Genomic DNA, 12,981 nt, shown 5'->3' with positions numbered 1-12,981 from the left:
ACAGATGGTCCTATGCCACAAACTCGTGAACACATCCTTTTAGGTCGTCAAGTAGGTGTTCCTTACATCATCGTATTCTTAAATAAATGTGATATGGTTGATGACGAAGAGTTATTAGAATTAGTTGAAATGGAAGTACGTGAACTTCTATCTCAATATGATTTCCCTGGTGATGATACACCAGTAATTCGTGGTTCTGCGCTTAAAGCGTTAGAAGGCGATGCAGCATGGGAAGACAAAATTGTTGAATTAGCAGAAGCATTAGATAGCTACATTCCAGAACCAGAGCGTGATATCGACAAACCATTCCTATTACCAATTGAAGACGTATTCTCAATTTCAGGACGTGGTACAGTAGTAACTGGTCGTGTTGAACGCGGTGTAATCAAAGTTGGTGAAGAAGTTGAAATTGTTGGTATCAAACCAACTGCTAAAACAACTTGTACTGGTGTTGAAATGTTCCGTAAATTACTTGACGAAGGCCGTGCAGGTGAAAACGTTGGTGTATTACTACGAGGTACAAAACGTGAAGAAATCGAACGTGGTCAAGTACTTGCAAAACCAGGTTCAATCACACCACATACTGATTTCGAATCAGAAGTGTATATCTTAAGCAAAGATGAAGGTGGTCGTCACACTCCATTCTTCAAAGGTTACCGTCCACAGTTCTACTTCCGTACAACTGACGTAACTGGTACTATCGAATTACCAGAAGGCGTAGAAATGGTAATGCCTGGTGATAACATCAAAATGACAGTATCATTAATTCACCCAATCGCAATGGCAGACGGCTTACGTTTTGCGATTCGTGAAGGTGGTCGTACTGTTGGTGCAGGTGTTGTTGCTAAAGTTATTAAGTAATCGACTTACCACAATAAAAAGGTGCTTTATGCACCTTTTTTATTTTATTACTCAAAATATATCTATTACATAAAGCCTGCTTTAACGATAATCATTATTCGGCTCATCATTTAATATTTCCCTTTTATACCCTAATAAAACTATCGTATGTTTATTATTTGTGAATTTAAGTCATGAAACCGCTGAGTCCGCAGACCTTGCCTGCTCAAAGCCCCAACTTACGCGGGAGCTTTATTTTGTCCCCTCAGGCACCATAACCCCCCTACGACCCAAGGATTAAGGACTAAGAAATAAAAGCTAAGGTGCGGTGCAAACAGCATAACCGCTGTAGGAAACATTGTCGGTAAAGACAGAGCCATCGTACGTGTAGACATAGACCCCATTTCCACCTACTACGTCGCTCGTCCAATAGTTGAAGCTGACGAAGCCCACATCAGCGTAGTTGGACATGTAGCCCCACTCCGTGAAAAATCCAGCACCTATGTGACGCCTGAAAACATTATTACCAGAAGACGGCGTGGCGCCTACTGTACCTCGACAATAACGTCCTGAATTCCAACCAGAACAAACCGCGTTGGTTAAATCCCTTACCCGTGGCATACGATAACCCAAACTATTACACCATGCTGTTTGATTAGAAGCGCTAGCGGTTTGAAGCCCCCGATTGACGAACCACTGCCTCAACACAAATCCATAACGAACCTCATTACCCCGACCATCACTACCGACCAACTCAAAGTCCTGTGGCAAAGATGGACTTGTAAGTGGACTTGGATTACTTGAATTTAACTGAGTACTATCAGCCCTAGGACCACTCAACGTTACCCGTGCGACAACTTTTCCTCTATCAACACCAGGAATCCAACTATCATTAGCTGCTACACTTGTCACCGTAGCCGTTATTCCACCATGCGTGACCGGAGACCATGTCAACTGACTTCCATCCACCCCACCTATAAGCAAATCAAAATACAATCCATCAGCACCTGTAGTTGGAAAGTTTAATTCGTAAGATGATGGGTTCGTTGACTGAACTAAAAAGCCCTTTGTAGAACTCCATATGTTAGCTGGGCCTGCATAGCGTGGGTTATCATGAGAAGGGATGTCACTTGTACCACCCAACAACAAATTCGGCCTGACCGAACAAATAACAGGTTGTGGCGTCGTGATATAATAATCCACCGTCCCACTGTGAAATAGACTACTTCTTGGCATACCATAACGAGTCTCTAAAGTGCCTTCTGTACTATCTAAAGTGACCTTATAGGGAGCATTACATATACTTAATGTATCATTACGACTAACCGTAGCGCCATCCCTATCCTTTATTACTAACGATATACTCCCTGATGCCGTTACTCCTCCTGCTCCCTGTCCGTCTCCATCATCGTCTCCCCATTTCCCTTGGCTAATTAGACTATTTAAACTAGTCGAGGTTGTACCCGACGGTATTACCATATGAATATCATTAAATGTAAAATTTCCACTAGGTAACATTATCGGGTTTGTTGAACTCGACGTGTTAGTTGAAGGTGTGATATTTCTTCCATCCGGCAATTCTATATATAATAAATTATTTGTATCAGTTACCTTAGTCCGCCCACCATCAAATGTTAAATATGGCGCACTACCCTCTATTTCCCTTGATGTCTGTGCCGTTAACGCCTGTACCCCCTGCGTATATGACAATAACAACAATGGCGCAAAGAACAATGCCGATTTAGATAATAATGGCGGTTTGGATAACCTCTTGGATATCGGCGGTAAAGACCCCGATGACGGCGTCGATTTCGCTACGCAAAATGACTTCGATGATGAAAATAACTGTGGCGCTCTATTTTGACCACTGTGCGAATCAATAAGATTTAGGGCATAAGTTTGGCAGGCCAGATGCCAGATGCCAGATGCCAACCATGGTAATGCATTTTTATTTCCTTGTCAAGTAATTTCTTGTTTTTTCTCGATTTTTATATCCGTTCTCTTAATTGATGAGCGATTCCTTGCCTGAATAAGCTTAAAAATTATAACTTGATGATAAATAATGCGCCACTTTTTTTGTTGATTTATTGTAAAGATTTGTTAGCGGTGAGTGTGGGGTTGCTTTGGCTTTTTTGGGGAGTGGCGTTTTCACGGGCGTAGCGGTTGGGTAGTTTTTGGGACTGGTGGAGTAGGTGCTTTTTAAAGGCCTAAAATCGCTCCGGTAGAGTGTTGATTTTATTTAAGTTTTTACTGTTTCTGGCCGCAAATTCTAAATTCTTGAGCATTCCCCATCACCTATTTTAGATATTTATTCTAATCATAATATTGTTGAACGCCATTTTGACGATCCCATTGATTGGAAGGTATTATTGTGTCTTCCCTCAAAAGAACGTTATTCAAAACCACATCAGTATGCGTTTAACTATATTTTGTCTTATTTTAATAGTAAGAATTAATCAATCAAATTCTAGCATTAGTATTTAAATCAAACTGTTGTGAAAAGAACTTTGTATATAATAACGCAGGGGTGTTACTGTCATTTATTAAATTAATGTAAATGACGTAAGGATTACTGTTGATACAGTAATTCAATATTTTGCTCTTTTTTGGCAAACGTCACCGCTTTCTATTCGCATTACACTCGGAATTATTGCATAATACAGAGCGTATAAACTATAAAAATTGAGTTAGGAATAATTATGGAACTTCTTTGTCCAGCGGGATCTTTACCATCATTAAAAGTGGCCATTGATAATGGCGCTGATGCTGTTTATATTGGTTTGAAAGACGATACCAATGCCCGTCATTTTGCTGGTTTAAATTTTAATGAAAAGCGATTGATTGAAGCTTCAGATTATGTACACAAACACGGCAAAAAATTGCATATTGCTATTAATACTTTTGCCCATCCAGAAAATTTTCAGCGTTGGCAATATGCGGTTGATACTGCGGCTAATATTGGTGCTGATGCTTTAATTATTGCCGATCTTGCTATGCTTGATTATGCGGCTGAAAAACACCCTAATCTTGAGCGTCATGTTTCTGTACAAGCGTCGTCGACCAATGAGGAGTCGATTAAGTTTTACTATAATAATTTTCAGGTACATCGCATTGTTTTGCCACGCGTACTTTCGATGCATCAAGTTAAACAGTTATCACAAGTTTCGCCAGTTCCGCTTGAAGTGTTTGCTTTTGGTAGTTTGTGTATTATGGCGGAAGGTCGATGTTATTTGTCATCTTACTTAACTGGCGAATCCCCTAATACCGTTGGCGCTTGTTCGCCTGCCAAATTTGTTCGTTGGGAAGAAACTGAGAAAGGACTGGAATCAAGACTGAATAATGTGTTAATTGATTGCCACAAGAAAGGCGAGAACGCAGGTTATCCAACGCTATGTAAAGGTCGTTATTTTGTTGGTCAGGAGCTTTATCATCCTATCGAGGAGCCAACAAGTTTAAATACCATTGAGCTATTGCCTGAACTGTTTGCTGCTAATATCGCATCGGTCAAAATAGAAGGTCGTCAGCGTAGCCCAGCTTATGTCGAGCAAGTGACAAAAGTATGGAGACAGGCTATCGATCGCTATAAGGCTAATCCGCAATCTTTCCAAGCCGAACAACGCTGGATCGATACGCTTGGTTCGGTGTCAGAAGGGACACAAACAACATTAGGCGCTTATCACCGTAAATGGCAATAAGGTGTGAGTTAGCAATAGGTAATGTGCTAACAGCATCAACGTAAATCATTGAGAAAGATCTAACATAAATATAGTGAGCAAAACCATGAAATACGCATTAGGACCAGTACTTTATTATTGGCCTAAAACTGAAACAGAAGCTTTTTATTATGCCGCCAAAGAGAGTCAAGCGGATATTATTTATATGGGCGAAACGGTTTGTACCAAGCGCCGTGAAATGAAAGTACCAAACTGGATTGAATTAGCAAAAGAGATTGCTAAATCCGGTAAACAGGTAGTGCTTTCTACATTAGCTTTACTTGAAGCACCATCAGAATTAAATGACTTACGCCAATTGGTTAATAATGGGGAGTTTTTAGTCGAAGCAAACGATTTAGCTGCCATTAATGTTGCGCATGAGCATAAATTACCCTTTGTTGCAGGTCCGGCTATTAACTGTTATAACGCTTTAACTTTAAAATTATTACAAAAACAAGGTATGGTTCGCTGGTGTATGCCGGTTGAGCTTTCTCGTGATTGGTTGAGTAATGTGCTTAAACAGTTTGAGAGTTTAAATATCGCACGAAATTTTGAAGTTGAAGTGTTTAGTTATGGTTATTTACCTTTAGCTTATTCAGCTCGCTGTTTTACCGCAAGATCGGAAGATAAGCCTAAAGATAAATGCGAAACTTGTTGTATTAAGTATCCTGTTGGACGTGAGGTGTTTTCACAAGAACAACAGAAAGTATTTGTGTTAAACGGCATTCAGACTCAAAGCGGTTATTGTTACAATTTGGGAAATAATCTAAAAGAGATGAAAGGATTGGTTGATATCGTTAGAATTTCACCACTTGGTATTGAAACACTTGATATTATTAAGCAGTTTAAAGCTAACGAAGATGGATTAAATCCACTGCAAATTGAACATAACCGAGATTGTAATGGTTACTGGAATGGGATTGCCGGACTTGAACTTACCCAATAAGCATTTTCTGCCTGAACAGTTTCGGGCAAATTTTCCTGCACTTAATAGTGAAAGCGTATATCTTGATTCGGCAGCAACAGCACTTAAACCGCTAGCAATGATTGATGCGACACTTGCCTATTATGCCCAGAATACTGCTACTGCAAAACGTAGTTTACACCAAGATGCATTGCAAGTAACTGCAACAATTGATAAGGCAAGACAAAATGTTGCCGATTTGGTTCACGCTAATAGTAGTGCTGAAATTATCTGGACACGAGGTGCAACCGAGTCAATTAACTTAATTGCGCAGAGCTATGCTCGATCGTTGTTACAACCTGATGATGAAATTATTGTGAGTGAATTAGAGCATCATAGTAATTTGTTACCTTGGTTGATTGTGGCTAAGCAAACGGGAGCTAAAGTCGTTAAGTGGTCGTCGGATGTTAATGAGTTATTGTCGTTAATGTCAGCTAAGACCAAGATTGTTGCAGTGACTCAAATGTCAAACGTAACTGGATTTTGTCCTGATTTAGCTACAATAAGTAATATTGTTCATCAATATGATGCGGTTTTAGTGGTGGATGGTGCGCAAGGTGTTGTTCATCATGCAATTAATGTTAACCAGTTAGATATCGATTTTTATGCCTTTTCTACCCATAAATTGTATGGTCCAACGGGGCTTGGCGTTTTATATGGTAAAAAGGCATTACTTGAGCTAATGTCGGTTTGGCATGGTGGCGGTAAAATGCTAAAAATCGCTTCGTTTGATGATTTTATTCAAGAAGATCTTCCTTATAAATTTGAAGCTGGTACACCTAATATTGCCGGTATTGTTGGTTTTAATGCCGTACTTGAGTGGTTAAAAAGTTGGGATAATAAGCAAGCTGAAAACTACACAAAACAGCTAGCTTGTTACGCAAAATCACAACTAAACCAATTTGCCGATATTCAATTTTATAGTGTGGATGATAGCCCGATAATCACTTTTAATATTAATAATATTCATCATAATGATATTGCTATTTTGTTAAGTGAACAAAATATTGCCATCCGTACTGGTGAGCTTTGTGCCCAGCCTTTAATGAATAAATTAGAATGTCACGGTGCAGTTCGTATTTCATTGATGCCATATAATAATCAGCAAGATGTGGATAAATTTATTTCAGTATTACAAAATGCAATTGAATTATTAGTGTGATTTTATACTAAAACGTATAGTTACCGGAAACTTTTTTACAAGCAATTAACCGTAAATAGGTCAATATTATGCTATCACAGCAAAGCTTAACCGAATTATTTGCAAAGCAACATAATTGGCAAGATCGTTATCGACAGTTAGTGATGTTAGCAAAGCAATTACCTGATTTTCCTGATGAACAAAAGACAGCACAAAATCAAGTCAATGGTTGCGAAAACCGTGTTTGGTTGACTTATCAAAAACAGACAGATCACACCTATGTTTTTAGTGGCGATAGTGAGGGGCGAATAGTGAAAGGATTATTGGCAATCTTAATTATTTTTGCTAATAATAAAACAGCGCAAGAAATTGCAACGCTCGATTTTCAATCCTTATTAAGCCAATTGAAAATTGCTGATGAGTTAAGCCAATCTCGTTTGCAAGGGCTTACTAAATTAATTGAGCGTATTAAATCAGTTGTATAAAAAAGGGGCTATTTGCCCCCTGTCTTTTATATAGTCACTATTTAATCTTCAGTATATGTATATAGTGTGATAACTTTTTTTACACCACGGACTTTACTTGCAATTTCGGCGGCTACTTTACCTTCTTCTGATGTAACAATACCAATTAAGAAAACTTCGCCGTTTTCAGTTACTACTTTAATCTTGCGAGCTTTTGTTTTGGCATCTAAAACTAACTGAGATTTAACTTGAGTCGTTATCCAAGTATCATTGGTAATAGTCCCTGCACCAACAGGCTCTCCAATACGAATTTGGTTATAGACTTTTTTTACCCCTTCAACTTGGTAAGCAAGACTTTCTGCTTTTTCAACTTGTTCATTATTTGCTTGTCCAGTTAACAGAATATTACCACCATAAGCACTAGTAACGATACGAGAACCAATAAAAAATGGTCCATTATTTTTTATTTTCATGCTCATGCGTGAACTAAGTGTTGTATCATCAACTTGAGTACCCGCAGTACGAGGATCGGTTGCAACTTTTGCTGTCGCACCAGCTCCAACACCAATCACGGCAGCAACACAACCTTGTAATGATAATGCGCAAGAAATTAACATTACTATTAGGCTAACTTTTTTCATTATAACTCCTTATGATTTATTACTCTGTAATAATCAAATTCCAATATATTTGGTTTATTATGCCTTGTAGAGGTTGATTTGCAAAATAATTTTCTCATTTGAAATGAGATAAATTTTAATAATTTTTTAGTCAATAGCCTGCAATTTGTTCTAGAATTTGATTGTTTTTATAGTAATGTCTGTTTATTTATTATTGTAAATGATTTGATTATTTTCTACATTATTAGAAATAAACTTCACGTTATTTATTTATTTCAGTAATTTGGCTAACAAGTTTACCTTTTTTCAGCTTTGTTACGATAATGTCACCCACCGTGACTTGTTTAGAGCGACGAACTACTGTGTTGTTTTGGTCGGTGGTAACTGAATAACCTCGTTCGAGAGTAGCTAGCGGACTAACGTTGTTAAGTTGAGAGGTTTGTAAAGCAAATTGATGTTGTGATTTTGTTAACTTTTGTTTAATTAAACTAATTAATTGCTGTTGTTTTTGCCAAGTAAATTGCCCTAAATAGGTAATATTATTTTGTGGAGATACTCGTAATAGTCTTTTATCGAGTGAATTATGGCGATTTGATAGTCTGAGCAAATATTGCTGAATATTTTCAGATAATGAATGGCGATAAGCTAAAAGTTGATTTAATTGTTTTTCTAGTTTTGTTTGTGGATGTTGAGTCTGTAATTGATGTTGCCATTTATTGAGTTTTTCTCGGCACTGTATTAAATAATAATCCATTGCCATGGATAAATGTTGCTGTTGAACTTGTAAACGCTTTACTTGTTGTAAACTGTCTCGACTAACAAGCTCGGCTGCTGCAGATGGGGTTGCCGCTCTAACATCAGCCACAAAATCGGCAATCGTAAAATCAATCTCATGCCCAACGGCACTCACAATAGGTATTTGACTAGCAAAAATAGCTCTGGCTACCACTTCTTCATTAAATGACCATAAGTCTTCAAGCGAGCCTCCACCTCGTCCAACAATTAATACATCACATTCTTGACGAATGTTGGCAATATGAATCATGTTAGCGATTTGCCCTGCCGCTTCATTGCCCTGAACTTGTGTTGGGTAAATAATTAAATGCAAACTTGGATCTCGGCGTTTTAATATCTGACAAATATCATGCAATGCCGCACCCGTTGATGAAGTGATAATTCCAACTGTGCGAATGTTTTCTGGTAATGGCTGTTTATTGGTAGAATCAAATAAACCTTCCTCAGACAGCTTTTGTTTTAGTTGCTCAAACTTTTGCTGTAATAATCCCGTACCTGCTGCTTGGATTTTATCAATAACCAGTTGGTATTCCCCACGTGCCTCATATAGTGTCACTGTGGCCCTAACTAAAACTTGTTGCCCATTTTGTGGGGTAAAACCCGCACGAAAATTGCTATTGCGAAACATAGCACAGCGTACTTGTGCACTATCGTCTTTTAATGAAAAATACCAATGACCTGATGATGGACGTGAAAAGTTTGATATTTCACCTATTAACCAGATCTGGCCAATAGCATCACAAAGCAATTCTTTAACCATTTGATTAAGATCTTTCACTGATAAAATTGAATTGCTTTGCATGCTATTATCCTTATTATAACTATAAAGGTTTATACTAAATCAAATTGAGCCCAAATAGGTGCATGATCAGATGGTTTTATCATTGCACGAATATCATAATCAATACCCGTTTGTTTGCAATAAGTCATCATTTTTTGACTAGCTAATATTAAATCAATTCTTAATCCATTATGGATTTCAAAGCCTTTAGTACGATAATCAAACCAAGAATACTCAAGTTCAGTTGGGTGAGCATTGCGGTAAGTATCAATAAAACCAAGAGACATTAAGTTGTTTATCCATTTTCGTTCTTCCGGTAAAAATGAACATTTTCCCGTACGAAGCCATCGTTTACGGCTATCTTCTGAAATGCCAATATCTAAATCGGTTGGGCAAATATTCATATCACCCACAATTAAAGTTAGTTGATTATTTAATTGATGAGCTTGTAAATACTGTATTAAGCCCTTGTAAAATTTACGTTTAGCCGGGTATTTGATTTCATGGTGTAAACTTTCACCTTGAGGGAAATAACCATTGATTACCGTTAAATTGCCTTGATTGGTTGGTAACTCAGCTATAATCAAACGACATTGAGCATCCTCACTATCGTTTGGAAAGCCACATTGTACAGACAAAGGTTGTTCCTTGGTTAATAACGCCACCCCATAATAGCCCTTTTGTCCGTGATAATGTAAGTGATAACCAAACTGTGCTAATTCGCCAATAGGAAACTGATCGTTATGAACTTTAGTTTCTTGTAAAGCAATAATATCTGGTTGGTGAGTCTCAATAATTGCGGCTAACTGGTGAATTCTAGCACGAAGGCCATTAATATTAAACGAGATAACTTTCATAATAAATTTATTATATTTAATTCCATGTTATAAACTAAATACGCATCGTAACAAAAATACGTTATACTGTTAAGCTATTACAATGAAAACCACCATTTGTGATAAAGGGAATCACTAAATATGTCTACGGAATTACTTGCCTTGCGCGATAAAATCGATGAAGTTGATAAATCCATTTTATCTTTAATTACAAAGCGATTAGCATTAGTTGCCGAAGTTGGCGAAGTAAAAAGCAAACATGGCATTCCGATTTATGATCCCAAACGTGAAGCGGATATGTTAGCTAAAAGGCGACATGAAGCTGAAAAAGTAGGTATATCCCCCAATTTAATAGAAGATATTTTACGCCGTTTAATGCGTGAGTCTTATATTAGCGAAAATGATAAAGGTTTTAAAAAATTCTATAGTGGTCAAGGATCAATAGTGATTGTTGGTGGTAATGGGCAAATGGGACGACTGTTTGCTCGTTTATTTACCTTATCTGGCTATCAGGTTAAAACATTAGGCTCCAAAACTATGCATCAAGCTGCCGAAGTGGTTGCTGATGCAGCGGCCATTATCGTGACAGTACCTATTAACAAAACCTGTGAAGTCATTAAACAACTACCACCATTACCCAAAGATTGTATTTTAACGGATTTTACATCCATAAAAGCCAAGCCTCTCCAAGCAATGCTTGATAAACATCAAGGACCTGTAGTCGGTTTACACCCAATGTTTGGTCCAGATGTACCAAATTTAGCCAAACAAATTATTGTTTATTGTGAAGGGCGATATCCAGATAAATACCAATGGCTAATAGAACAAATGCGTATTTGGGGAGCCAATTTATGTGCGATTAATGCCAAAGAGCATGACAAATGCATGTCATTCATCCAAGCATTACGCCATTTCACTTCGTTCTCATATGGTGTCAATTTGCAACGAGAACAGGCCGATTTAGAGCAATTGATCGCACTTTCTTCGCCAATTTATCGCCTTGAATTGATGATGGTTGGGCGCTTATTTGCTCAAGATCCTGAGCTTTATGCCGATATCATCATGGCGTCAGATGATAATATTGAATTAATCAAACGCTACTATGAACGCTTTGGGCAAATGGTCGAACTTATTGAACAACGTGACAAAACTAAATTTATTAAAAGTTTTAACGAAGTTACGCAATGGTTTGGTAGTTATGCCGAACGTTTTATTAAAGAGAGCCAAGGATTATTAAAATTTGCCAATGACAATCGAGAGTAGTTTTATATTAAAAGGTATACTTTCTTGAAAGTTTTTCACAAATTAAAATATACTTTTTATCAAAAGATAGTTGTTAGAGACAATAAATGTTAGTGTGAGGGAATATAATGTCTAATCGAAAATATTTTGGTACAGATGGGATTCGCGGTAAAGTTGGCCAGTATCCTATTACACCAGATTTTGCGCTTAAATTAGGCTGGGCTGCTGGGCGTGTGCTAGCCAAAGATGGTGTTAAAAAAGTATTAATCGGTAAAGATACCCGCATTTCAGGCTATATGCTTGAATCAGCACTAGAAGCGGGATTTGCTTCTGCTGGTGTTGCCGCTGCCTTTACAGGACCAATGCCAACACCGGCAATTGCCTATTTAACCCGCACTTTTCGTGCTGATGCTGGCGTTGTCATTTCTGCCTCACACAATCCTTTTTATGACAATGGTATTAAATTCTTTTCAACCGAAGGGAAAAAACTTGATGATACAATCGAATTAGAAATTGAAGCCGAACTTGAAAAAGAGATCGATTGCGTTGAATCCAAACAACTCGGGCGAGCTAGCCGTATTACCGATGCTGCAGGGCGTTATATTGAATTTTGTAAAAGCACATTTGACCATGATTTAAGTTTGGCTGGATTAAAAATTGTTGTCGATTGCGCTAATGGTGCCACCTATCACATAGCACCAAAAGTATTACGAGAACTAGGAGCACAAGTAATAAAAATTGGTTGTGAACCAGATGGTGTTAACATCAATGAAAACTGTGGCGCAACTGACATAAAAGCGCTTGCTAAACGAGTTATTGATGAAAAAGCCAATTTAGGTTTTGCATTAGATGGCGATGGTGACCGCATTATCATGGTTGATCATGAAGGTCGAAAAATTGATGGTGATTTAATTATCTATATCATTGCCCGTGAAGCATTAAGACAAGGTCAACTAAAAGGCGGCGTTGTCGGCACATTAATGAGCAATATGGGGCTTGAAATTGCACTTAAAAATCTCGGTATCCCATTTGCTCGTGCTAAAGTTGGCGATCGTTATGTACTTGAAAAAATGGTCGAAAAAAATTGGCGCTTAGGTGCCGAAAATTCGGGACATGTTTTATTGTTAGATAAAACAACCACTGGTGATGGTATTATTGCTGGCCTACAAGTATTAGCAGCAATGATTCGTAATGATATGTCATTGGCTGACTTGTGCAGTGGTATGACAATGTTACCACAAGTATTAATTAATGTTCGGTTTTCAGGTGAAAATGACCCTCTAAATAGTGATGAAGTGAAAGCGGTAATTAAACATGCAGAAAAACAGCTTGGTCATAATGGTCGAGTTTTGATCCGTAAATCAGGAACCGAACCGCTAATTCGTGTTATGGTAGAAGGAAGCAATGAAAACGAAGTGCAAAAGTTGGCAGAAACTATCGCTACAGCAGTTAAAGCGTAAAAATACCCCCAATTATGCCCATTAATTAAGCCATTAATTGAGCTATATTGAAGTTAGAATAGTAAGAGAAGTTGCGTGCATTTACGTAAAATTAGTAAAAAGTGTCTAAAATTTTAATTTTGTTA

At 37.8% G+C, this 12,981-nt stretch carries 12 protein-coding genes; 8 read left to right on the top strand and 4 right to left on the bottom strand.

Translation table 11 applies throughout. The features are described 5' to 3' along the window. Positions 1-861: elongation factor Tu (gene tuf / locus A9G31_RS11215; protein ID WP_065561702.1), on the top strand; the 861-nt coding region annotated here is incomplete at its 5' end. 297 nt (positions 862-1,158) lie between these two features. On the opposite strand, the gene A9G31_RS11210 is transcribed toward tuf, so the two are convergent. Beyond that, complete coding sequence (locus tag A9G31_RS11210; RefSeq protein ID WP_141671455.1) at positions 1,159-2,319, bottom strand: hypothetical protein; 1,161 nt, start codon at positions 2,317-2,319, stop codon at positions 1,159-1,161. Positions 2,320-2,380: 61 nt separating this feature from the next. On the opposite strand from A9G31_RS11210, the gene A9G31_RS11205 reads away from it, so the two are divergent. The 5 genes from A9G31_RS11205 (at position 2,381) to csdE (ending at position 7,143) form a co-directional block, all read left to right on the top strand. Continuing rightward, complete coding sequence (locus A9G31_RS11205; protein ID WP_065561695.1) at positions 2,381-2,704, top strand: hypothetical protein; 324 nt, start codon at positions 2,381-2,383, stop codon at positions 2,702-2,704. 835 nt (positions 2,705-3,539) lie between these two features. Further along, on the top strand, positions 3,540-4,535 hold the full coding sequence (gene ubiU, locus A9G31_RS11200) for a ubiquinone anaerobic biosynthesis protein UbiU (RefSeq protein WP_065561694.1): 996 nt from the start codon (positions 3,540-3,542) through the stop codon (positions 4,533-4,535). Positions 4,536-4,620: 85 nt separating this feature from the next. After that, the gene (locus A9G31_RS11195) at positions 4,621-5,499 is read left to right on the top strand and encodes a U32 family peptidase (protein WP_034911249.1); all 879 of its coding nucleotides are present in this window, start codon (positions 4,621-4,623) and stop codon (positions 5,497-5,499) included. Further along, positions 5,456-6,679, top strand: coding sequence for a cysteine desulfurase CsdA (gene csdA, locus A9G31_RS11190; RefSeq protein ID WP_255307010.1), 1,224 nt, complete (start codon positions 5,456-5,458; stop codon positions 6,677-6,679). The genes A9G31_RS11195 and csdA overlap by 44 nt, the downstream gene beginning before the upstream one ends. Positions 6,680-6,747: 68 nt before the next feature. Continuing rightward, positions 6,748-7,143 carry a cysteine desulfurase sulfur acceptor subunit CsdE gene (csdE, locus tag A9G31_RS11185; RefSeq protein ID WP_065561692.1) on the top strand — a complete coding sequence of 132 codons (396 nt, stop codon included), beginning with the start codon at positions 6,748-6,750 and terminating at the stop codon, positions 7,141-7,143. Positions 7,144-7,184: 41 nt separating this feature from the next. Here csdE and dolP read toward each other — a convergent pair whose 3' ends face one another. The 3 genes from dolP to xthA form a co-directional block, all read right to left on the bottom strand. Beyond that, positions 7,185-7,763, bottom strand: a complete 579-nt coding sequence (gene dolP / locus A9G31_RS11180; protein WP_065561691.1) for a division/outer membrane stress-associated lipid-binding lipoprotein — start codon at positions 7,761-7,763, stop codon at positions 7,185-7,187. Positions 7,764-8,004: 241 nt separating this feature from the next. Next, positions 8,005-9,339: an exodeoxyribonuclease VII large subunit gene (xseA, locus tag A9G31_RS11175; protein ID WP_065561690.1), complete on the bottom strand. Its 1,335-nt coding sequence runs from the start codon at positions 9,337-9,339 to the stop codon at positions 8,005-8,007. 29 nt (positions 9,340-9,368) lie between these two features. Further along, positions 9,369-10,175 (bottom strand): exodeoxyribonuclease III, encoded by an 807-nt coding sequence (gene xthA, locus A9G31_RS11170; protein WP_065561689.1) that lies wholly within the window; start codon positions 10,173-10,175, stop codon positions 9,369-9,371. Between the two features lie 120 nt (positions 10,176-10,295). Between xthA and tyrA the strand changes: the two genes are divergently transcribed. Continuing rightward, positions 10,296-11,417 (top strand): bifunctional chorismate mutase/prephenate dehydrogenase, encoded by a 1,122-nt coding sequence (tyrA, locus tag A9G31_RS11165; RefSeq protein WP_065561688.1) that lies wholly within the window; start codon positions 10,296-10,298, stop codon positions 11,415-11,417. A gap of 107 nt (positions 11,418-11,524) precedes the next feature. Continuing rightward, a complete protein-coding gene (gene glmM / locus A9G31_RS11160) occupies positions 11,525-12,856 on the top strand; it encodes a phosphoglucosamine mutase (RefSeq protein ID WP_065561687.1) in 1,332 nt (443 codons plus the stop codon). The last annotated feature ends 125 nt before the right edge of the window (positions 12,857-12,981 follow it).

The organism is Gilliamella sp. Gris1-4 (assembly GCF_001690335.1).
GTDB lineage: Bacteria > Pseudomonadota > Gammaproteobacteria > Enterobacterales > Orbaceae > Gilliamella > Gilliamella apicola_P.
Note: the sequence above shows the minus strand (reverse complement) of the source record. Positions and strands in the feature narration are given on the sequence as shown.

Excerpts from the sequence above, each read along its gene's own strand:
- xseA (WP_065561690.1), bottom strand. The coding sequence starts at position 9,339 with ATGCAAAGCAATTCAATTTTATCAGTGAAAGATCTTAATCAAATGGTT.
- A9G31_RS11210 (WP_141671455.1), bottom strand. The coding sequence starts at position 2,319 with ATGGTAATACCGTCGGGTACAACCTCGACTAGTTTAAATAGTCTAATT.
- A9G31_RS11195 (WP_034911249.1), top strand. The coding sequence starts at position 4,621 with ATGAAATACGCATTAGGACCAGTACTTTATTATTGGCCTAAAACTGAA.
- dolP (WP_065561691.1), bottom strand. The coding sequence starts at position 7,763 with ATGAAAAAAGTTAGCCTAATAGTAATGTTAATTTCTTGCGCATTATCA.
- tyrA (WP_065561688.1), top strand. The coding sequence starts at position 10,296 with ATGTCTACGGAATTACTTGCCTTGCGCGATAAAATCGATGAAGTTGAT.
- ubiU (WP_065561694.1), top strand. The coding sequence starts at position 3,540 with ATGGAACTTCTTTGTCCAGCGGGATCTTTACCATCATTAAAAGTGGCC.
- csdA (WP_255307010.1), top strand. The coding sequence starts at position 5,456 with ATGGTTACTGGAATGGGATTGCCGGACTTGAACTTACCCAATAAGCAT.
- glmM (WP_065561687.1), top strand. The coding sequence starts at position 11,525 with ATGTCTAATCGAAAATATTTTGGTACAGATGGGATTCGCGGTAAAGTT.
- xthA (WP_065561689.1), bottom strand. The coding sequence starts at position 10,175 with ATGAAAGTTATCTCGTTTAATATTAATGGCCTTCGTGCTAGAATTCAC.
- csdE (WP_065561692.1), top strand. The coding sequence starts at position 6,748 with ATGCTATCACAGCAAAGCTTAACCGAATTATTTGCAAAGCAACATAAT.